Origin of the sequence: Bradyrhizobium sp. KB893862 SZCCT0404, from assembly GCF_018130885.1 — a bacterium.
GTDB lineage: Bacteria > Pseudomonadota > Alphaproteobacteria > Rhizobiales > Xanthobacteraceae > Bradyrhizobium > Bradyrhizobium stylosanthis.
The window spans coordinates 180678-201579 of record NZ_JAFCLT010000009.1; the positions used below are offsets into that span (position 1 = coordinate 180678).

Below are 20902 nucleotides of genomic sequence, written 5' to 3' on the forward strand. Positions count from 1 at the left end.
CTACGATAGCTGCGGCGTGGTGGACGCGACGCTGCCTCCACACTCACAACTGTCATGCCCCGGCTAGACCGCGGCATCCAGTACGCCGCGGCCTCTCGGTTCAGCAACAAACGTCTCTGGAATACTGGATCGCCCGGTCAAGCCGGGCGATGACAGTGACAGAAGACGTGGGCACGCTGCGCTTTGCCCACCCTACGATAGCGGAATATGCGGCTAGACCGCCGTCGCCTTCGCGAACTCCACATAGATCTCGCGCAGGCGCGTCGCCATCGGGCCGGGCTTGCCGTCGCCGACCTTCTTGCCGTCGACCGCGATCACCGGCTGCACGAAGGAGGATGCGCTGGTGATGAAGGCTTCCTTGGCGGCGAGCGCTTCGTCGACCGTGAAGGATCGTTCCTCGACGCGGAGCTGGCGCTCCTCGGCCAGCGCGATCACGGCCTTGCGGGTGCAGCCCGGCAGGATGGCGTTGGAGTTCTGGCGGGTGACGATGACGTCGTCCTTGGTCAGGATGAACGCCGTGGACGAGCCGCCCTCGGTGACGTAGCCGTCCTGCAGCATCCAGGCTTCGCCCGCGCCGGCTTCGGCCGCGGCCTGCTTCGCCAGCACCTGCGCCAGCAATGCCACGCTCTTGATGTCGCGGCGTTCCCAGCGGATGTCGGGCACCGTGATCACGTTGATGCCGGTCTTCGCGACGGGAGCGTTGATGATGTCCTTCTCCGAGGTGAACATCACCAGGCTCGATTTGACGTCGGCCTTGGGGAACGGGAAGTCGCGGCCCTTGTCGGCGCCGCGCGTGACCTGGAGATAGACGAGGCCGTTCGCGACCTTGTTGCGCGCGATCAGCTCCTTCTGCAGCTCGGTGATGCGCTCAACCGTCTCCGGCAGTTTCAGCTTGATCTCGCCGACCGAACGCTCCAGCCGCGCCAGATGCGAGGCATTGTCGACCAGCTTGCCGTCCAGCACCGCCGAGACCTCGTAGATGCCGTCGGCGAACAGGAAGCCGCGATCGAGGACCGAGATCTTGGCTTCCGAGAGCGGGACGAATGAGCCGTTGACGTAGGCGAGCGGGTCCAAGGCAGGTCTCCTGGGAGGGAATGGGGATACCCACCGGTATAGGAGATTTGGCGAGCCCGATAAACCCTCGATCCGTCATTCTCTATTGCGCACTTGCGCAATTTTGGCATTCGCAAAGCGAATGAGCCCGGAATCCATAACCCCGGCTGGTGGCTATGGATTCCGGGCTCGCGCTACGCGCGCCCCGGAATGACGGAAGCGGTTAATGCGACAAGATCTTCGACAAGAACTTCTGCGCGCGGTCGCTGCGCGGCTTGCCGAAGAAATCGTCCTTCGGGGCGTCCTCGACGATCTCGCCGCGGTCCATGAAGATGACACGGTTGGCGACCTTGCGGGCAAAGCCCATTTCATGGGTCACGACCATCATGGTCATGCCTTCGCGGGCGAGATCGACCATGACGTCGAGCACTTCGCTGACCATTTCAGGATCGAGCGCCGAGGTCGGCTCGTCGAACAGCATCACGATCGGATCCATCGCGAGCGCGCGGGCAATGGCGACGCGCTGCTGCTGGCCGCCGGAGAGCTGTGCCGGAAACTTTTGTGCGTGCTCCTTCAGGCCGACGCGCTCCAGGAGCTGCATGCCCTTCGTTTGCGCCTTGTCGTGCGAGCGTCCCAGCACCTTCTGCTGCGCAAGGCAGAGATTGTCGATGATCTTCAAATGCGGGAACAGCTCGAAATGCTGGAACACCATGCCGACGCGCGAGCGCAGCTTCGGCAGATTGGTCTTGGGGTCGTTGACCTTGGTGCCGTCGACCGAGATGTCACCGCTCTGGAACGGCTCCAGCGCGTTGACGCATTTGATCAGCGTCGACTTGCCCGAGCCCGAGGGGCCGCAGACCACGACGACCTCGCCCTTGGTGACGTTGGTGGTGCAGTCGGTCAGCACCTGGAAGGTGGGGCTGTACCATTTGTTGACATGGCTGATTTCGATCATGACCGACACACTCTAGCGAATGATGGCGATGCGCGCCTGGAGGCGGCGAACGCCGAAGGACGCGATGCAGGAAATGGTGAAGTAGACGACGGCGGCGAACAGATACATCTCGACCAGACGCCCGTCGCGCTGCGCGACCTTGCTCGCCGCGCCGAGGAAGTCCGTGATCGACAGAACGTAGACCAGCGAGGTGTCCTGGAACAGCACGATGGTCTGCGTGATCAGGACCGGCAGCATGTTGCGAAACGCCTGCGGCAGCACGACGTAACGCATGCTCTGGGCGTAGGTCAGCCCCAGCGCGCTGGCCGCGGCCGGCTGGCCGCGCGAGATCGACTGGATGCCGGCGCGCATGATCTCGGAGAAATACGCCGCCTCGAACATGATGAAGGTGATGAGCGAGGACGCGAACGCACCGACGCTGATCGGGCGCGAGGCGCCGGTCACCCACTGCCCGATATAGGGCACCAGGAAGTAGAACCAGAAGATCACCAGCACCAGCGGCAGCGAGCGCATGAAGTCGACATAGAGCCCGGCGATGCGGCCGAGCAGCTTGTAGCCGGACAAGCGCATCAGGGCGAGCGCCGTGCCGAAGATCAGGCCGCCGAGGGCGGCGAGCGCCGTCAGCGTCAACGTGAACGTCATGCCCTCGTAGAACAGATAGGGCAGTGCGCGGCGGATGACGTCGAAATCGAAATTGCTGAGCATCGCTTATTTCCCCGTAATGTAGCCGGGGATCGCGACCCAGCGCTCGAGGAAGCGCATGGCGGTCACGACGACGGCGTTGACGAGGAGATAGAGGATGGTCGCTGCGGTGAAGGCCTCGAACACCTGGAACGAGAATTCCTGCATCGAGCGCGCCTGTCCGGTCAGCTCGAGCAGGCCGATGGTGATGGCGACCGCGGTGTTCTTGATGGTGTTGAGGAATTCGGAGGTCAGCGGCGGCAGGATGATGCGGAATGCCATCGGCAGCAGCACGTAGCGATAGCCCTGCACGGTGGTGAGGCCGAGCGCAGTCGCCGCCATCTTCTGCCCGCGCGGCAGCGAGGAGATGCCGGCCTGCAGCTGCACGGCGACGCGGGCCGACATGAAGAAGCCGACGCCGATGGCAGCCGTCCAGAACGGCGCGTTCGGCAATTGCTTCAGCCACAGGCCCGCGGCCTTGGGCAGGATTTCCGGCAGCACGAAGAACCACAGGAAGAGCTGCACCAGCAGCGGCATGTTGCGGAAGAATTCGACGTAAGCGAAGCCGAACCAGTTGGCCGCCTTCGAGGGCAGCGTGCGCATGACGCCGACGACCGAGCCGGTGATCAGCGCGATGATCCAGGCCAACGCCGCGGTCTTGAGGGTCAGCGCCAGGCCCGACAGCAGCATGTCGAGATAAGTGCCGGTTCCCATCGGGTTCGGCTGGAAGAAGATTCCCCAGTTCCAGTTATAGTTCACGTGTCCCCCGCGCGAACGCGCCACTCTCAGAGTTTGTCCCGGCGCCTATGCAAATGTCCGGCCACCCTTGTGTCAAGAGTGGCCGGACATGATCCCGATCGAAAGATCGAGGTTTCAGCTTACTTGTAGTCGTCCGGATTCGGCGAATCCGACGGCTTGGCGAACTCGTTCTTCAGCTCCGAGGAGATCGGCGTGTTGAGGTTCAGACCCTTCGGCGGGATCTTGGCCGTGAACCACTTGTCGTAGATCTTCTGGCCTTCGCCGGAGGTGTAGACCGCGGCCGTCGCCGCATCGACCACCTTCTTGAAGGGGGCGTCGTCCTTGCGCAGCATGATTCCGTAGGGCTCGGGCTTGGAGAACGCGTCCTTGGAGATGGCATAGTCATCCGGCGCCTTCGAGCCGGCGACGAGGCTCGCGAGCAGGATGTCGTCCATGACGAAGGCCACCGCGCGGTCGGTCTCGACCATCAGGAAGGCTTCGGCGTGATCCTTGGCCGGAATGATGTTGGCGCCGAGGCCCTTGGCGACGTTGGCCTCGGTGAGCTGCTTGATGTTGGTGGTGCCGGCGGTCGAGACCACCGTCTTGCCCTTGAGGTCGTCGATCGACTTCAGGCCGCTCGACTTCTTGAAGACGTAGCGGCTGGCGGTCAGGAAGTGGGTGTTGGTGAAGGCGACCTGCTTCTGGCGCTCGGCATTGTTGGTGGTCGAGCCGCATTCGAGGTCGATGGTGCCGTTGGCCATCAGCGGGATGCGCGTCGCCGAGGTCACCGGGTTGAGCTTGACCTCGAGCTTGTCGAGCTTGAGCTCCTTCTTCACGGCGTCGACGATCTTGTAGCAGATGTCCATCGCGAACCCGACCGGCTTCTGGTTGTCATCCAGATAGGAGAACGGGATCGAGGAGTCGCGGAAGCCCAGCGTGATGGCGCCGGTGTCCTTGATGTTCTTGAGCGTGCCGGTCAGCTCCTGGGCCCCGGCCTGGCTGACGGCGAAGGTCGCGACGAACGCGAGCCCGATGTGACGGAAATGCTTCACTTTTTTGTTCCCCTTTCAGGATGATGCGGCCGGATGCAAGCACAAATCAGGCCGGATTAGAATGTGACTTTCGGCTGGATGACGGCTCAGGTTAACGGCTCAGGCCAGTGGCTTTGGCAATTCCCCGAGATCCCAGAACAGCCCGGCCATCACCGTCAAGGCCTCTTCGGTCAATGGCAGCAGGATGTGCTCATTGGGCGCATGCTGGGAGCAGCCGGGATAGGAGTGCGGGACCCAGATCGTCGGCAGGCCCAAAATCTCGGAAAAGACGTCGTTGGGCAGCGAGCCGCCGAAATTCGGCAGCACCGCCGGTGCCTTGCCGGTGGTCTCTTGCACCGAATGCGCGGCCCATTTGATCCAGGGGCTGTCGAAATCGGTCCGCGAGGCGGCAAAGCTCTGTGCCGCCCGCACCTCGACCATCGGAAAGCCCTTCTCCGCCAAATGCGCGCGGACGGCGTCGATCAGGCCGTCGATCTTGGTGCCGACCACGAAGCGCAGTTGCAGCACCGCATTGGCATGGCCGGGAATGGCGTTCGCCGGCTTCTCGATATTGCCCGAGGACATCGCCAGCACTTCGAGCGTATTCCAGGCATAGAGCCGCTCGGCCGCCGACAACCCCTCCTCGCCCCAGTTCTCCGCCAGCGCCGGCTCGTCCGCGGTCGGCACCACCTGCACGTCGGCGAGATAGCTGCGGATCTGGTTGGTAAGCCGCGGCGGCTTCAGCGCCTCGATCTGGAGACGGCCGTGGCCGTCCACCAGGGTCGAGATGGCGTTGACCAGGATGGTCGCGGGGTTGGCGAGCACGCCGCCCCAATTGCCGGAATGGTGCCCGCCGTCGCGCAAGTTCACGTCGAGATGGATGCGGATGCCGCCGCGGCAGCCGAGAAAGAGGGTCGGCCGGTCGGCAGACAGCCGCGGCCCGTCGGAGGCCATGAACAGATCGGCCTTGAGCGCGTCGCGATTGAGATCGCAGACCTTGCCGAGATCGGGCGAGCCGATCTCCTCGCCCATCTCGACGATGAACTTGGCGTTGAAGCCGAGCTTGCCGCCGCGGGCATCGCGCACCGCGCGAAGCGCCGCCATGTTGATGCTGTGCTGGCCCTTGTTGTCGGCGGTGCCGCGGCCGTAGAGGCGCGTGCCCGAAACCGTCGTGCGCCAGGGATCGCGCCCCTCGCGCCATTCGCCCTCCATGCCGTCGACGACGTCGCCATGGCCATAAACCAGCACGGTCGGCGCAGATGCACTCTCGTGATGCTCGGCGAACAGGAACGGCGCCTTGCCGCTCGGGGATTCGACGATACGGCTGGTGAAGTCGAGCGCAGCGAAGGCCGGCTGCATCTCCTGTTCCAGATAGGCCCGCAGCTCGGGGCCGCGCGACGAATTCTGGCTCTCGGTCTTGTAGGCGACGCGACGGTCGAGTTCAGCGAGGAACGCGCCGGATTTGAAATCGTCGCGGGCGCGGGCGATGGCGTCGGCTCTGGTCATTGCTTTCGTTTTCAAGGTCTCGAGGCGGGCGAACCTAGCGGGCTACACTGGCCATCGAAAGTGGCGGGGACTTGGATAGTTCTTCGTTAGCTCTTGCGATTTCGTTCTTGCTCTCTTGAGATTGGCTTGCCAAGAGCGGGAACGCCGCTGATTTTGGCCTTGCCAAGCGGAAGCGATATGCAAGAACTTCGCCAGATTGGGGCGCACATCTATCATTCGAAGAGCGCTCAGTACAGAGCGCCAGGGGACCAGCATGGCCAAGCAGATCAGGCTCAACGCCTTCGCGATGAATTGCGTCGCGCATCAATCACCGGGCCTGTGGACCCACCCGCGCGACCGCACCGCCGAATATAATCGCCTGCCCTACTGGATCGACCTCGCCAAAACACTGGAACGCGGCCGTTTCGACGGGCTGTTCCTGGCCGACGTGCTCGGGGTGTATGACGTCTATGGCAACAGCCCTGACGCAGCCTTGCGCAACGCAGCACAAACGCCGTCCAACGAACCGCTGCTGCTGCTCTCGGCGATGGCCGCTGTGACCAAGAATCTGGGCTTCGGCGTCACCAGCAATCTCTCCTTCGAGCCGCCCTACCCGTTCGCGCGGCGGATGTCGACGCTGGATCATCTCACCGAGGGCCGGATCGGCTGGAACGTCGTCACCGGCTATCTCGACAGCGCCGCGCGCGGCGCCGGCAAGGACAAGCAGACCGGGCACGACGACCGCTACGACATCGCCGACGAATATATGGACGTCGTCTACAAGCTCTGGGAAGGCAGCTGGGAAGACGACGCCGTGCTGCGCGACCGCAAGCGCGGCATCTTCACCGATCCCAGCAAGGTTCATCGCATCAATCACGAGAGCGCGAACTACCGCATCAACAACACCATTCATCTCAGCGAGCCGTCGCCTCAGCGCACGCCCGTGCTGTACCAGGCCGGCACATCACCGCGCGGGCGGCAGTTCGCGGCCAAGCACGCCGAATGCGTGTTCATGTCGGGACCGTCGGCCAAGATCATTGCGCCGCGCGTCTCGGCCATTCGCGAAGAAGCCGCCAAGTTCGGCCGCAACCCGGCCGAGATCCTGATGTTCAACATGATGACGATCATCCTCGGCAACACCGAAGCCGAAGCGGCCGCGAAATATGCCGACTACCGCTCGCACATCAATCCGGAAGGCGCGCTGGCGCTGATGTCGGGATGGACCGGCATCGACTTCTCCGGCTACGAGCTCGACCAGCAGGTCCGCCACGTCCAGAACGATGCCGGCCGCAGCGCGCTCGACAACGTCACCCGCGGCGACCCCGATCGCGTCTGGACCGTGCGCGACGTCATCGAGCATGTCGGCATCGGCGGCGCCGGCCCGGTCGTGGTCGGCACGCCCGAGAGCGTCGCCGACAAGATCGAGGACTGGTTCGAGAAGACCGACGTCGACGGCCTCAACGTCGCCTTCGCGATCTCGCCTGGCGATTTCGAGGACATTTCCGACATGCTCGTGCCCGAGCTGACCAAGCGCGGGCGCTACAAGCCGGAGTACGCGAAAGGCACGCTGCGCGAAAAACTGTTCGGCGACGGCCGCGCAAGACTGGATGCGCCGCATCCGGCGGCGGGGTATCGGGTGGGGAAGAAGGGGTAGGCCTCCGGTGTCGTCCTGGCGAAAGCCAGGACGACGCTGGAGAGGCAACGTGCCTCCTCATCGTCATTGCGAGCGTAGCGAAGCAATCCAGAATCCCGCGGCGGAAATAGTCTGGATTGCTTCGTCGCTTCGCTCCTCGCAATGACGGCGGAGGCAGCGCGACTTACACCTTCCCGTCCACCATCACCTCGATCAGCTTCGTCCCCGGCCGATTGAACGCTGACGCCAGCGTCGCCTTCAGTTCGCGGGGGTCGCTGATCTTGATCGCCTCGCAGCCGAGCGCCTTGGCAACACCGGCGAAATCCACGGGCGGATCGGCAAAGTCCATGCCGACGTAATTGTCATCGCCGTGGAAGGCGAGCAGGCGCTGCTTGATGATGCGGTAGCCGCCATTGTTGGCGATGACGACGTTGAGCGGCAGCTTGTGATGCGCGGCGGTCCACAGCGACTGGATCGAATACATCGCGCTGCCATCGCCGGAGAAACACACCACGGGGCGATCCGGATTGGCGATGCTGGCGCCGACCGAGGCCGGCAGGCCCCAGCCGATGCCGCCGGAGGCGAGGCCGTGATAGCCGTAGCGGTCGCGATGCGGACGCAAGCTCGTGACCTGGCGGCTGGAGGTGAGGCCTTCGTCGACGAGGATGGCGTTATCAGGCATCGCCTCGACCATCTGCAGCACCAGGAAATCCGGATCGATGGGGCTGCGGCCGGCGCTCTTGCCGATCTGCTCGACCAGCGCAGCCCGTCGCGCGGTCCAGTTCTTCGGCGCAAGCTCCGCGAGACGCTGTTTGGCGCGGCTCGCAAGTGCCGAGCCGCCCATCTCCTTCAAGACCGGGATCAGCGCGCGCAGGGTTTCCTTCAGATCCGCCTTCAGCGCAATCTCGGCGCCGTAGTTCTTGGCGATCTCCCAATCGACGAGGCCGATCTGAATGATGCCGAGGCCGTCGGGCAGTGCATCGACCTCGCTGTAGACTGACATCCGCAGGGGATCGCCGCCGAGCGCGATCAGGAGATCGTGGGGCGCCAGCGTATCGCGAGCAACCTTCTGCACGCGCGCGAGCGTGCCGAGGAAGCTCGGGCTCTCCGAGAGGAAGTGCGAGCCGTAGGGCGTCGAAGACTGATAGGCGGCGGCGCCGAGCAGCTCGGCCAGTTCCGCGGCCTCCTTCAGTGCGTCGCTCTTGACCACCTCGTCCATGGTGACGATGACGGGACGCTCGGCCTTGAGCAGGCGGGCGGCAAACGCCCGGAGCGCTTCATCCGACGGTTTGACGCGCGCATCGATGCGGGTGGAGCGGCCGAGATCGATGCCGGCCTCGCTGTTGAGGATGTCGCCGGGCAGCGAGATGAACACCGGCCCCGTGGGCGGCGTCATCGCGACCTTGGCGGCGCGGCGCACGATGCGCGGCAGGTCCTCCAGCCGCGTCACCTCGACCGCCCATTTCACCAGCGGCTCGGCCATGCGCACCAGGGGACCATAGAGCACCGGCTCCATCAGGCCGTGGCCCTGCTCCTGCTGGCCCGCGGTCAGGATCATCGGCGTGCCCGTGAACTGGGCGTTGTAGAGCGAGCCCATGGCGTTGCCGAGACCAGGCGCGACATGGACGTTGCAGGCGACCAGCTTGCCGGAGGCGCGGCTGTAGCCGTCGGCGATCGCGACCACCAGGCTCTCCTGCATCGCCATCACATAGGTCAGGTCAGGGTGGTCCTTCAGCGCATGCATGATCGGCAGCTCGGTGGTGCCGGGGTTGCCGAACAGATGCGTGATGCCCTCGTCCTTGAGCAGCGCGAGAAAGGCGGAGCGGCCGGTGATCTTGTTCTTCATGTTTCCTCCAGGGAGCGGACGTTGCCGCAAGGACGGATGCATGATGGACGAAGTTTTGGGATGCGCGCAAGGAAGCGCGGTCATGGCTGCGTTGCGTGGACGCCGCGAACCGTGCTCTCGTGTCCCGGACGCGGCGCAACGTGCAACGTTGCGACGCAGAGCCGGGACCCATATTTGCAGCCAGCCACGCCGCAGCATAGGCCCCGGCTCAGCGGTGCGGCACTTCGCGCTGCGCTGCGTCCGGGGCACGAGAGTGGAGTGCGCGGATCGCGCTACATCTCCTCGCGCCCCAGCTCGAACGGATCCTCCCCGCCCGCGCGCTTCTTCTTTTTCGAGCGCTGCCAGACCACGCCGGGAAAGCCCTTCAGCGGCACCAGGGGCTCGCCGGTATAGGCCCATTCCTGCAGCTCCTCGATGGCGATGTGATAGAGCGGCTGGCGGCCGGTGCGCTCTCTAAACAAGGCACGCGGAATGTTGACCATGTGCGGCCCGCGCGGGCGCTCGTAGGCGATCGGCGTGCCGCATTGCGAGCAGAAGCTGCGTGTGGTCTTGGTCGCCTTGTCCTCAAAGCGGGTGAGCGCGGCTTTGCCGGAAGTGATGCGAAAGCGCTTCTTCCAGCTTCCGATATAGGTGGCGTAAGCCGCGCCGTGAGCGCGCCGGCTGGCGGCGGAATGATCGTGCCAGGCCCAGCGTGCGGGAACGTCGATCTCGAAGGTGACCTTGCCGCAGAGGCACTGGCCGGTGGCGATACCTGCGGCGGCTGCGGCTTTGGCCATTGTCTCTCTCCGTCGTCATTGCGAGGAGCGTCAGCGACGAAGCAATCCAGGCTGTCTCCGCGGAGGATCCCGGATTGCTTCCGCCTTCGCCAAGGCTTCGGCGGACAAGTCGCTGCGTTCGCAATGACGGAGTTGGTGGTGCGGTCGGAGCCACACGATAACTCCGTAGCCCGGATGGAGCGAAGCGGAATCCGGGAGTCTCGACGCTGGGCACGAAACCCGGATTTCGCTGCGCACCATCCGGGCTACGAAGCCGAGTTACGCCGACGTCAGCTCACATGCTCCGGGTAATCCGTGTACCCCTTCTCCTCGCCGCCGTAGAAGGTCGCGCGGTTGTACGGGGTGATCGGGTAATCCTGCTCCAGGCGACGGGGCAGGTCGGGGTTGGAGATGAAGATGCGGCCGAACGCGATGATGTCGGCATGCCCGTCCGCGATCGCTGCATTCGCGGTCTCGCCCGTAAAACCGCCGGCGGTCATCAGCACGCCGCTGTAGTGCGGGCGGAACAGCACCATCGCCGAGGGCACGTTCTCCCAGTGAACATCGGCACGGCCGGCGCCGCTGGAGCGCGGCTCGATGAAGTGCAGATAGGCAAGGCCGAGCTTGTCGAGCGCCTTCACCACGTGGGTGTAGAGCGGCATCGGATCGGGCTCGCCGGAATCATTGGCGATGCCGTGGGGCGACAGCCGCACGGCGACGCGGTTTGCGCCCCAGACGTCGATCGCCGCCTGCGTGACCTCGAGCAGCAACCGCGCGCGGTTCTCGATTCCTCCGCCATACTGATCGGTGCGCTGGTTGCTGCGCGATTGCAGGAACTGCTCGAGCAGATAGCCGTTGGCGCCGTGGATCTCGACGCCGTCGAAGCCGGCGGCGAGCGCGTTCTTGGCACCCTGCCGGAAGGCCTCGACGATGCCCTTGACCTCCTCGGTCTCGAGCGCACGCGGCGTCTCATAGTCCGAGATCTTGCCGTCGGCGGTCATCGCCTTCATGCCTTCGGCCTTGATCGGAATGGCCGACGCCGACACCGGCAGCGCACCGCCATGGAAGGAGGAATGCGAGACGCGACCGACATGCCAGAGCTGAAGGAAGATGATGCCGCCCTTGGCGTGCACGGCATCGACCACCTTGCGCCAGCCGGCGATCTGCGCCTCCGAATAGATGCCGGGCGTCGCCGGGTTGCCGCGGCCGTGCGAGAGCACCGGCGAGGCTTCGGCGATCAGCAGGCCGCCCTTCGTCGCGCGCTGGCCGTAATATTCGGCGTTGAGCGGCCGGGGCGAAAAGCTCTCGCGCTCGGCGCGCATGCGCGTCAGCGGCGCCATCGCGACGCGATGCGCGAGCTTGTACGGACCGACCTGCAACGGTTTGAACAACGCCTCGAATTTCATGGAGTCCCCGGATGTCTACGAAAGGATGCGGATCATATAGCGAGGGGCGGCCGCCGGGAAAGGCGCCGCCCCCATAAAAGCAGATATTCCCTGCCGCGGAACGCGGGAGAGAGCAGGCCTACGCCGTCTTGATCCAGACGGCCTTCACGTTGAGATATTCCTCGACATGCTGCTTGCCGGATTCGCGGCCGTAGCCGCTCATCTTGTAGCCGCCGAACGGCACGGCCGGGTCCATCGCCTGATAGCAGTTCACCCAGACCGAACCGGCACGCAGGCGCTTGGCCACCGCATGCGCCTTGGTGACGTCGCGTGTCCACAGGCCCGAACCGAGGCCGAAGGTGGTGTTGTTGGCGCGCTTGACCAGCTCGTCCATGTCCTTGAACGCGATCGCGGAGATGACGGGACCGAAGATCTCCTCCTGCGCGATGCGCATATTGTCCTGCACGCCCGCGAACACGGTGGGCGACACGAAGAAGCCCTTCGACAATGCGCCTTCGGTGACGCGGCCGCCGCCGGCAAGCGCCCGCGCCCCCTCCTTCTGGCCGATGTCGAGATAGCCGGTGACGCGCTCGAGCTGCTGCTCGGAGACCAGCGGGCCGATCTGCACGTTGGGATCGAGGCCGTTGCCGACCTGCAGCTTCTTGCCGAACTCGGCGACGCGGCCGACGAACTCCTCGTAGATCGCCTGCTCCACGAACAGACGCGTGCCGGCGCTGCAGATCTGGCCGGAGTTGGCGAACACCGCCATCGCGGCGCCCGGCACGGCCGCATCGAGATCGGCATCCGCGAACACGATGTCCGGCGACTTGCCGCCAAGCTCGAGCGAGACGCGCTTGAGGTTGCCGGCCGAGGCCCGGATGATCGACTGGCCCGTCACATGCGAGCCGGTGAAGGCGACCTTGTCGACATCATGATGCGAGGCGAGCGCGGCACCCGCGGTCTCGCCATAGCCGGGCACGACGTTGACGACGCCGGGCGGAATGCCGGCCTCCATCGCCAGCTCGGCGATGCGGAGCGAGGTCAGCGGCGCCTCCTCTGCGGGCTTGAGCACCACGGTGCAGCCGGTCGCGATCGCAGGGCCTATCTTCCAGATCGTCGCGGTCAGCGGCCCGTTCCAGGGGATGATGGCGCCGACGACGCCGATCGGCTCCTTCAGCGTGTAGGAGAAGATCTCGCCGGGCAGCGAGTTCTCGATGGTCTCGCCATGGATCGCAGTGGTCTGGCCGGCGTAATAGCGCAGCATGCCGACGGCGCGCAGGCGATAGGCGCGGGTGCGGCTGAGCGGCGCACCCATGTCGAGGGTGTCGAGCTGCGACAAATCGTCGAAATTCTTCTCGACGAGGTCGGCGAGCCTGAGCAGCAGGTTCTGCCGCTCGAACGGCTTGACCTTGCTCCAGGGACCTTCGAAGGCGCGGCGGGCGGCGGCGACCGCACGGTCGATGTCTTCCTTGTCGCCCTCGGCGACGGTTGCCAGCAGCTCGCCGGTTGCGGGATTGCGGCTCTCGAAGCGCTTGCCGGAGGCGGCGTCCACCCACTTCCCGTCGATCAGCATCTGCTTGTAGGACCCGTTGGCGAACGGGTGGCGCGTGATTGGAATAGCCTGCGACACAGCCATGGCTGCACTCCCTGTCAGGTCGTTGTTTGGGTTCGATCTCGGTGGGACCGTTAGGCCTGGAAGAATACAGCGGTGCCGGAGGGGCGTAAAGGCGGCGCGGAACGAAGACCTCCCATGCCGACTTGTGCAGGGTCGCGCGAGTGCCATGTTATATGGGATTGAGCCTCTCCCGGAGATCACCCATGCCGCATCCCGCCATCGTGAAAGACAATGTTGCCGTGATCACAGGCGGCGCGTCCGGCATCGGATTTGCGGCCGCCATGGCCTTCGCGCGTGCGGGCATGAAGGTGTGCATCGCCGATGTCGACGAAGCACGACTGACGGAAGCCGCAACAAAACTGTCATCCGTCGCGCCTGCCACACATGTGATGACGTTCGCCGCCGATGTCAGCCGCGCCGAGAGCGTGAGGGAACTCGAACGCGCCGTGGGCGCGCATTTCGGCGGCACCGACGTCCTCATGAACAATGCCGGCATCCAGCCCGGCAGCACGCTGTTCGGCGAGCCCGATCATTGGCAGCGCATTATCGGCGTCAACATGTGGGGCATCATCAACGGCACCCGCATCTTCGCGCCGAGCATGATCGCGCGCGGCAAGGCCGGCCTCATCATCAACACCGGCTCCAAGCAGGGCATCACCACCCCACCCGGCGATCCCGCCTACAATGTCTCCAAGGCCGGCGTGAAGGCGTTCACCGAGGCGCTCCAGCACGAGCTGCGCAACACGACGGGTTGTCACGTCACCGCGCACCTCCTGATCCCCGGCTTCGTCTTCACCGGCCTCACCGCGAAGGGCCGCACCGAAAAACCGGCCGGCGCCTGGACGCCGGAACAGACCGTGGATTTCATGCTGGCGCGGCTGGAGGCCGGCGATTTCTACATCCTGTGCCCGGACAATGACGTGCCGCGCGCCCTCGACGAGAAGCGCATGCTGTGGGCAGCGGGGGACATCGTCGAGAACCGCCCGCCATTGTCGCGCTGGCATCCGGACTATGCGGAGGCATTCAAGAGGTTTGTCGAGAGGGAGTGACTGTCTTCCTTCTCCCCTTGCGGGAGAAGGTGGCGCGAAGCGCCGGACGAGGGGTTCTCTCAACTCGCGCAATTGTCCGTGAGGAGAGAACCCCTCACCCGGCTTCGCTCTCGCGAAGCCACCCTCTCCCGCAAGGGGAGAGGGTAAGAAAGCTACAGCGTCTCTTGCTTGTGCCCGCAATTCTTGCAGACGAACTTGACGCGGGTCTGGCCTTTTTCCGCCTGCACCCGGTTCGGCGCGCCGCACTTGCCACAGACCGCCTCGATGCGGGTGGTGCCCTGCTTCACGACGACGGTCTTCTTTTCCATGGATTCGCGGATCAGGCGCTCGGCCTCTTCACGCAGGGATTGTTTCGACAAAGCTCGTCTCCGCCTCTGAAAGCGCGAGAGCCATATCGCACCTCGGTTGGAATCTCAATGTGAGATAAGGGGCGGAGCTTAATGAGATGTCATTCCGGGATGGTCCGAAGGACCAGACCCGGAATCTCGAGATTCTCAGGTGCGCAATTGCGCACCATAGTTCATTCGCTCACGCGAATGCCCCGGAATGACACCGTGTGTGTGACTTTACACCTCGACGATCACATAGCTGTCTTCGACATGCACCGGAAACGTCTCCGCAACATACGGCCCCTTCTGCAATTCCTCGCCCCGCTCCACCGCGACCGGATAGGACCGGATCTTGACGCGGTTCGGATCGAACCAGGACTGGCCGTTGCGCATGTCGAATTCCCAGCCGTGCCAGGGACAGCGCAGCATCTCGCCGACGCGCGAGCGCTGGTAGACGCCCGGCTCGGGCGAGGTCAGCCGCGCCACGCAGGCGGCTTTCTCCAGCGGCGCACCTTCATGCGGGCAGCGGTTCAAGAGCGCGAAGAACTCGCCGTTGACGTGGAACACGACGATGTCGCGGCCGGCGACTGCGACAACCTTGTTGCCGCCGGACGGGATCTCGGTCGTGCGCGCGACGATGTGACGGGCCATGCGGGACTCAGAACTTGTAGACCGCGCGGGCATTGGCGCTGAAGATCTTCTTCCGCTCGGCCTCGGTCAGCGGCGTCTTGAAGGCGAAGCGCGGATCGTCGAAATCCCAGTGCGGATAGTCCGACGAGAACAACAGACGGTCGATCCCGACCCATTCGATCAGCGCGCGCAGATGCCGCGCCTCGTCGGGCTCGTCGATTGGCTGCGTCGTGAACCAGAAGCTTTCACGCACATATTCCGATGGCTTGCGTTTCAGATGCGGCACTTCGCTGCGGAAACGTTCAAAGTGCTGGTCCATGCGCCACACCGCCGACGGGATCCAGCCGAAGCCGCCCTCGATGAAGACGATCTTAAGCTTCGGGAAACGCTCCGGCACGCCTTCGATGACGAGGCTCGCAAGCTGCGCCGCGATCGTGTGCGCGTTGGACTGATGCTCCTCGACATAATAAGATGGCCAGCCGCCGCCGGTCGGCGCGTGGCCGCCATAGCCGCCGACATGAATGCCGAGCGGCAGGTCGAGCGCCTGCGCGCGCTCGTAGATGGGCCAGTAGCGGCGCCGGCCGAGCGGCTCGTTGGCGCGCGGCGAGACGTTGATCTGGATGTATTCGCCGATTTTCGCGCAGCGCTCGATCTCGGCAATCGCCAGGTCCACGCCGTCCTGCCCGACCAGGATCGAGGCCTTCAGGCGCGGATCCCTATGCGACCAGAACGCCAATTGCCAGTCGTTGATGGCGCGCTGGATCGCCGCACCGAATTCCAAATTTTGCTGCGAGAAAATGAAGAGGTCGAGCACCTGCAAAATCCCGAACTCGACGTCGAGCGGATCGAGATGCTGCTTCTGCATGAAGGCGAGATCGGAGCCGGGCACGCCGCCGGTGGGTGGCCACGCGTCACGCCGCGCGATCAGCGGCGAGGAGCGCGGATAAGGCGTGGTGAACAGATAGGGCGTGCGCAGATGGCTGCCATATTCCTTCAAATGCTGCTGCCAGCGTTTCGGCAGGAACTCGTTGAGATCGTCGGTCGATCTCAGGCTCGGATGCACGTCGCAATCGACGATGCGCAGCCTTGATGCGGCGGGTTTCTCGTCGCCACTCAACGGACGGTCGATGACCTCGCTCATGCGAACCTCCAATGATCAGTTCAGCGACAACCGCGGAAACGTCTCCAGCGGATTGTCGACGCACATCTTGTCGATGATGCTCTTCGGCAGGTTCGGCGGGATCGGATCGTTGCCGTCGAATTGCCAATGCGGATAGTCGGACGCGAACAGGAACATCTTTTCCGAGCCGATCTGGTCGATGATCTCCTCGACGATCTTGGCATCGCTGGGGGCATCGAACGGCTGCATGGTGACGCGGAAATTGTCGCGGATGATCGCGGCCGGCTCGCGCTCGACCCAGGGCACCTCGACGCGCACGCCGCGCCAGGTCTTGTTGGCGCGCCACATGAAGGCCGGCAGCCAGCTCACGCCGCTCTCCATCAGCACGACCTTGAGGTTCGGGAACTTGCCGAACACGCCCTCATAGATCAGGCTCAGGATCTGCGCCTGAAACGCCTGCGCCTCGACGAAGTAATATTCGTAGCGGTGCGACGGCCAGCCGGCCGAGCTCGGCGCCTGCCGGTATTGCGTGCCGGCATGGATCGCGAGCGGCAGCTTGTACTTTTCCGCGAGCTGGTAGACCGGCCAGAAATGCCGCCGTCCCAGCAGCGTCTCGCCCTGCGCCAGAACCAGGATGGAGACGAAGCGGTGATCGCCGGCGCGGCGTTCGATCTCCTCGATCGCGAGATCCGGCGCCTGCATCGGCACGACGATGGAGGCGCGCAGGCGCGGATCGCGCGACAGCCACTCGGCGGCGATCCAATCGTTGATGGCCTTGCAAAAATCCGCCGCCATATAGGCGTCGAACACGGCTTGCGCGCCGTAGAGCACGTTGAGGATGGCGTGGCTCGCCCCCAGCTGGTCGAACGCGCCCTTCTGCACCATGGCGAGATCGGAGCCGGGCCTGGCGCCATTGGCCGGCCGCCAGTCGGCGCGGCCGGTGAGCGGCATGCTCGGCGGATAGGAGGTGAGATCGAGCCCGTCGATGGCGCGGCTCACCACCTGCTCCTTCCAATGATCGCTGAGATAGGGAAGCAGCGTCGTGCGCGTGCCACCAACCGCCGGATGGATGTCGCAGTCGATCCGCGTCGCCGCCATGGAGCTTCCTCGCCGAGATCTTGTAAGCGCGTCTTTATTGGCGACGTTCTTCGCGCCGCCTGCGCAGAGTGCTCCGGCCGCCGCCGCTAGGCAAGGCCGCACGGCCGCCCGATCCGTCATGGCTCGGTTGCATTTCGCAGGCGCGATATGCGCGCGAACGCGGTGGATGCTCCCGCACCCACCGCGTCAATGTTGCAAGCCGTCACTCAGGCGAGCGTTCTCGCCTCACGCCGCCTTGGAAACCTCCATCAGCAGCCGCTCGGCCTTGGCGTCCTCGATGCGGTTCACCAGCCGGCTGCTCTCGTGATTGTCGCGCACGGTCTTGGTGAGGGTGATGCAGGTCTGGATCATCATGACGATGCCCATGGTGAGATAGCCCTTCATCCACATATCGATCGGCAGGAAGAACACGCCGATGGCGACGAGGAAGGCGGAGGCTGCGAAGGACACATAGGTGAAGGTGACCCAGGCGCTGCTATGGGGCTGGCCGTTCTGGTTCATAATCGTCTCCTGTTGGTTCGAATGAGGATGGAACTGAGATCAGGCCGTCTGCGTGCGCCTGGACTGCAGCCGCGCCAGCACGTCGTCCGCGGTGGTCTTGAGCCGGGGGCCGAAGCCCTGCTCGGCCAGCCTCTCGGCGGTGGCCAGCGGTCCGGTCGCCGCATCGAGCTCGACCAACGCGTCGTCGGCAGCCTGGGCTTCCATCTGGCGCTCGCGCAGACGCTTCAAGGTGTTCTCGGCTTCCGGCAGCGTGGATTCGTAGGGGCGCGCCGCCTCGATGCCGCTGCGGCGGAGCGAGCGCACGGCTTCCGAGGCGCGCGCGAGACGCCGGCCGCGATCGAGCTCGGTGATGCGGGCTTGCGCCGTCGCGACATGGCGCTTCAGCCTGGCGATCTCGGTCGAGAACAGCGCGCGCGCCGTCATCGCCGCATCGCGATCGGCTTCGAGGCCCGCGATGGCGTCGGCGGCTTCCTTGGCGAGATCCTCGCGGCCGCCATCGAGCGCGGCCACCGCGCGCGTCTCGAGGTCGGCGATGCGGGCACACGTGGTCTCGAGCTTGCGGCCCTCCTGCTGGTCCTGCGCGATCGCCAGCGCCAGCGTCCGTTTGCTGCGCTCCACCGCCGCGGCGGCATCGCGCATCTGCTGATCGAGGATCAGCAGGGCCGTACGGTCCTCCAGTTCCTCGCCTGCGGCGGCCACGCTGCCGCGGAAAAGTGTCACGACGGTCTTGAACATCTGCAGCTCCCTGTTTTATGAGCGTTGCTCACAAATGCTTTGTAGCAGGAAACTTGAACATCGTTCAATATATTTTTGAACGCCGCTCAAATATTTGGATCTGAATGACTAAGGCCTTGGAACGCCGAAAGAAACTTCGGACGGACCTGATCCAGGCGGCCGAGCGAATGATCGCGGCGCGGGGCTTGGCGGGCCTGAAAACCCGCGATCTGGCCAGCGAGATCGGCTGCGCCAATGGCGCGGTCTACAACCTCGTCGCCGACGTAGACGAACTCGTGTTGCGGGTCGGTTCGCGCACGCTGCATCGCCTCGACGCGGCACTCAGCGCTGCGGAAAGCGCGGGCGCCTCGTCGCCGCAGGAGACGCTGGTCCGCATCGCCATTGCCTATTGCGATTTCGCCGCCGAGAACCTCGAGCTCTGGCGCGCGCTGTTCGAGCACCGCATGGCGGCCGACAAGGTCCTTCCCGATTGGTCGGTCAACGACCAGCTGCAGCTGTTCCGCCACATCCATCATCCGCTGGCGCAGCTGTTGCCCGGGCGCAGCCAGGAGCAGCTCGGTATCACCGCACGCAGCCTGTTCGCCGCCGTGCACGGCATGGTGGCGCTGGGGCTGGAGCAGAGGCTGGTCGCCGTGCCGCTGCCGGCACTGCGCAAGGAGATCGCAGGCCTCGTCCGCGCGATGATCGACGGGCTGGCCGCGCGCGGCGTGAAAACGATCGGCGGCAGCTGACTAAAATTTCGCCTGTCGCATCGCAAGGCGTGCGCTTAGCCTTCGGCCGTCCCTCACCTCTCCCCGGAGCCTCTCATGCCCCTCCTCATCCGCGGCGGCACCGTCGTCAATCACGATCATTCGCGCCGCGCGGACGTGCTGATCGACGGTGAGACCATCGTGGCGGTGGGCCCGTCGATCGACGCGCCCACGGGCACCGAGATCGTCGATGCCGGCGGCGCCTATGTCATCCCCGGCGGGATCGATCCGCATACCCATCTCGAAATGCCGTTCATGGGTACGGTCACCGCCGACGATTTCGAATCGGGAACCAAGGCGGCACTCACCGGCGGCACCACCATGGTGGTGGATTTCTGCCTGCCCGATCCCGGCCAGTCCATGCTCGCGGCCTATCAGGAATGGCGGCACAAATCCGAGAAGGCGGCGAGCGACTACGGCTTCCACATGGCGGTGACGTCGTGGTCGAAGCAGATCCATGACGAGATGGAGACCGTGGTCAAAACCTACGGCATCAACACCTTCAAGCATTTCATGGCCTACAAGGGCGCGCTGATGGTGAACGACGACGAGCTCTACAACTCGTTCGCGCGCTGCGCCCATCTCGGCGCGATGCCTGTTGTCCATGCCGAGAACGGCGACGTCGTCGCACTGATGCAGGAGGCGCTGATCGCGCGCGGCGTCACCGGCCCGGAGGGCCACGCCTATTCACGGCCGCCGGAGGTCGAGGGTGAGGCCACCAACCGCGCCATCATGATCGCGGACATGACCGGCACGCCGGTCTATATCGTGCACGCCAGCTGCCGCGAGGCGCATGAGGCGATCGCGCGGGCGCGCGCCGCGGGAAAGCGCGTCTATGGCGAGCCGCTGATCCAGCATCTGCTGCTCGACGAAAGCGAATACCAGAACAAGGACTGGGATCATTCTGCGCAGCGCGTGATGTCGCCGCCGTTCCGTGACAAGTCGCACCAGGACAGTCTCTGGGCCGGCCTGCAATCCGGCTCGCTGCAGGTCGTCGCGACCGACCATTGCGCCTTCACGACCGAGCAGAAGCGGTTTGGGCTTGGCGATTTCAGGAAAATACCGAACGGCACCGGCGGGCTCGAAGATCGCCTGGCGCTGCTCTGGACCGCGGGCGTCGCCACCGGACGGCTGACCAAGGAAGAGTTCGTCGCGGTGACCTCGGCGAACATTGCCCGCATTCTCAACATCTATCCGCGCAAGGGCGCGGTGGCCGTCGGCTCGGATGCCGACGTCGTGGTGTGGGACCCCAAGGCGACCAAGACCATCAGCGCCAAGCGGCAGATGAGCCGGATCGACTATAATGTGTTCGAGGGCTTTTCCTGCACGGGCGGACCGGCAGCGACGTTGTCGCACGGCCGCCTCGTCTGGAAGGACGGCGATTTGCGCGCCGAGGCGGGCGACGGCCACTACGTCGAACGTCCCGCCTTTTCGCCCGTGCATGTGGCGAATTCGACCTGGAAGGAGCTGACCGCCCCGCGCGCGGTCGCACGCGGAGCGGTGACGCCGTAGCG

General features: G+C 64.8%; 20 protein-coding genes. 4 read left to right on the top strand and 16 right to left on the bottom strand.

Annotated features, from left to right (window positions below):
• Positions 1 to 213: 213 nt before the first annotated feature.
• From JQ617_RS30645 to JQ617_RS30670, 6 genes are all read right to left on the bottom strand, one after another.
• Positions 214 to 1074, bottom strand: a complete 861-nt coding sequence (locus tag JQ617_RS30645) for a D-amino-acid transaminase (RefSeq protein WP_063687075.1) — start codon at positions 1072 to 1074, stop codon at positions 214 to 216.
• Between the two features lie 202 nt (positions 1075 to 1276).
• The gene (locus tag JQ617_RS30650) at positions 1277 to 2008 is read right to left on the bottom strand and encodes an amino acid ABC transporter ATP-binding protein (protein ID WP_212029576.1); all 732 of its coding nucleotides are present in this window, start codon (positions 2006 to 2008) and stop codon (positions 1277 to 1279) included.
• Positions 2009 to 2020: 12 nt separating this feature from the next.
• Positions 2021 to 2713, bottom strand: a complete 693-nt coding sequence (locus JQ617_RS30655; protein ID WP_063687071.1) for an amino acid ABC transporter permease — start codon at positions 2711 to 2713, stop codon at positions 2021 to 2023.
• Positions 2714 to 2716: 3 nt separating this feature from the next.
• The gene (locus JQ617_RS30660) at positions 2717 to 3448 is read right to left on the bottom strand and encodes an amino acid ABC transporter permease (protein WP_063687068.1); all 732 of its coding nucleotides are present in this window, start codon (positions 3446 to 3448) and stop codon (positions 2717 to 2719) included.
• A 119-nt stretch (positions 3449 to 3567) separates the two neighbouring features.
• Entirely contained in the window at positions 3568 to 4479 is a 912-nt protein-coding gene (locus JQ617_RS30665; protein ID WP_212029577.1) for an amino acid ABC transporter substrate-binding protein, read from the bottom strand.
• Positions 4480 to 4578: 99 nt separating this feature from the next.
• Positions 4579 to 5964, bottom strand: coding sequence for a M20 family metallopeptidase (locus tag JQ617_RS30670; RefSeq protein ID WP_212029578.1), 1386 nt, complete (start codon positions 5962 to 5964; stop codon positions 4579 to 4581).
• 253 nt (positions 5965 to 6217) lie between these two features.
• Here JQ617_RS30670 and JQ617_RS30675 point away from each other — a divergent pair, with 253 nt between their 5' ends.
• The gene (locus tag JQ617_RS30675; protein WP_063687061.1) at positions 6218 to 7597 is read left to right on the top strand and encodes an LLM class flavin-dependent oxidoreductase; all 1380 of its coding nucleotides are present in this window, start codon (positions 6218 to 6220) and stop codon (positions 7595 to 7597) included.
• A 163-nt stretch (positions 7598 to 7760) separates the two neighbouring features.
• Here JQ617_RS30675 and JQ617_RS30680 read toward each other — a convergent pair whose 3' ends face one another.
• The 4 genes from JQ617_RS30680 to JQ617_RS30695 form a co-directional block, all read right to left on the bottom strand.
• Positions 7761 to 9422, bottom strand: coding sequence for a thiamine pyrophosphate-binding protein (locus JQ617_RS30680; protein WP_212029579.1), 1662 nt, complete (start codon positions 9420 to 9422; stop codon positions 7761 to 7763).
• Between the two features lie 272 nt (positions 9423 to 9694).
• Positions 9695 to 10198, bottom strand: a complete 504-nt coding sequence (locus JQ617_RS30685; RefSeq protein ID WP_212029580.1) for a GFA family protein — start codon at positions 10196 to 10198, stop codon at positions 9695 to 9697.
• A 269-nt stretch (positions 10199 to 10467) separates the two neighbouring features.
• Entirely contained in the window at positions 10468 to 11583 is a 1116-nt protein-coding gene (locus tag JQ617_RS30690) for an alkene reductase (protein ID WP_212029581.1), read from the bottom strand.
• Positions 11584 to 11701: 118 nt separating this feature from the next.
• A complete protein-coding gene (locus JQ617_RS30695; protein ID WP_212029582.1) occupies positions 11702 to 13198 on the bottom strand; it encodes an aldehyde dehydrogenase family protein in 1497 nt (498 codons plus the stop codon).
• A 182-nt stretch (positions 13199 to 13380) separates the two neighbouring features.
• Between JQ617_RS30695 and JQ617_RS30700 the strand changes: the two genes are divergently transcribed.
• On the top strand, positions 13381 to 14226 hold the full coding sequence (locus tag JQ617_RS30700; protein ID WP_212029583.1) for an SDR family NAD(P)-dependent oxidoreductase: 846 nt from the start codon (positions 13381 to 13383) through the stop codon (positions 14224 to 14226).
• Between the two features lie 152 nt (positions 14227 to 14378).
• Here JQ617_RS30700 and JQ617_RS30705 read toward each other — a convergent pair whose 3' ends face one another.
• The 6 genes from JQ617_RS30705 to JQ617_RS30730 all read right to left on the bottom strand — a co-directional run bounded on the left by JQ617_RS30705 (position 14379) and on the right by JQ617_RS30730 (position 18639).
• A complete protein-coding gene (locus JQ617_RS30705; protein WP_145656381.1) occupies positions 14379 to 14585 on the bottom strand; it encodes a hypothetical protein in 207 nt (68 codons plus the stop codon).
• A 207-nt stretch (positions 14586 to 14792) separates the two neighbouring features.
• Complete coding sequence (locus JQ617_RS30710) at positions 14793 to 15206, bottom strand: Rieske (2Fe-2S) protein (protein ID WP_212029584.1); 414 nt, start codon at positions 15204 to 15206, stop codon at positions 14793 to 14795.
• A gap of 7 nt (positions 15207 to 15213) precedes the next feature.
• On the bottom strand, positions 15214 to 16326 hold the full coding sequence (locus JQ617_RS30715) for an amidohydrolase family protein (protein ID WP_212029585.1): 1113 nt from the start codon (positions 16324 to 16326) through the stop codon (positions 15214 to 15216).
• 15 nt (positions 16327 to 16341) lie between these two features.
• Positions 16342 to 17403: an amidohydrolase family protein gene (locus JQ617_RS30720; protein ID WP_212029586.1), complete on the bottom strand. Its 1062-nt coding sequence runs from the start codon at positions 17401 to 17403 to the stop codon at positions 16342 to 16344.
• Positions 17404 to 17628: 225 nt separating this feature from the next.
• Complete coding sequence (locus JQ617_RS30725; RefSeq protein ID WP_212029587.1) at positions 17629 to 17904, bottom strand: YiaA/YiaB family inner membrane protein; 276 nt, start codon at positions 17902 to 17904, stop codon at positions 17629 to 17631.
• Positions 17905 to 17943: 39 nt separating this feature from the next.
• Positions 17944 to 18639 (bottom strand): PspA/IM30 family protein, encoded by a 696-nt coding sequence (locus tag JQ617_RS30730; protein ID WP_212029588.1) that lies wholly within the window; start codon positions 18637 to 18639, stop codon positions 17944 to 17946.
• A gap of 104 nt (positions 18640 to 18743) precedes the next feature.
• On the opposite strand from JQ617_RS30730, the gene JQ617_RS30735 reads away from it, so the two are divergent.
• The gene (locus JQ617_RS30735; RefSeq protein WP_212029589.1) at positions 18744 to 19370 is read left to right on the top strand and encodes a TetR/AcrR family transcriptional regulator; all 627 of its coding nucleotides are present in this window, start codon (positions 18744 to 18746) and stop codon (positions 19368 to 19370) included.
• A 75-nt stretch (positions 19371 to 19445) separates the two neighbouring features.
• Positions 19446 to 20900, top strand: coding sequence for a dihydropyrimidinase (gene hydA, locus JQ617_RS30740; protein ID WP_212029590.1), 1455 nt, complete (start codon positions 19446 to 19448; stop codon positions 20898 to 20900).
• Positions 20901 to 20902: the final 2 nt, after the last annotated feature.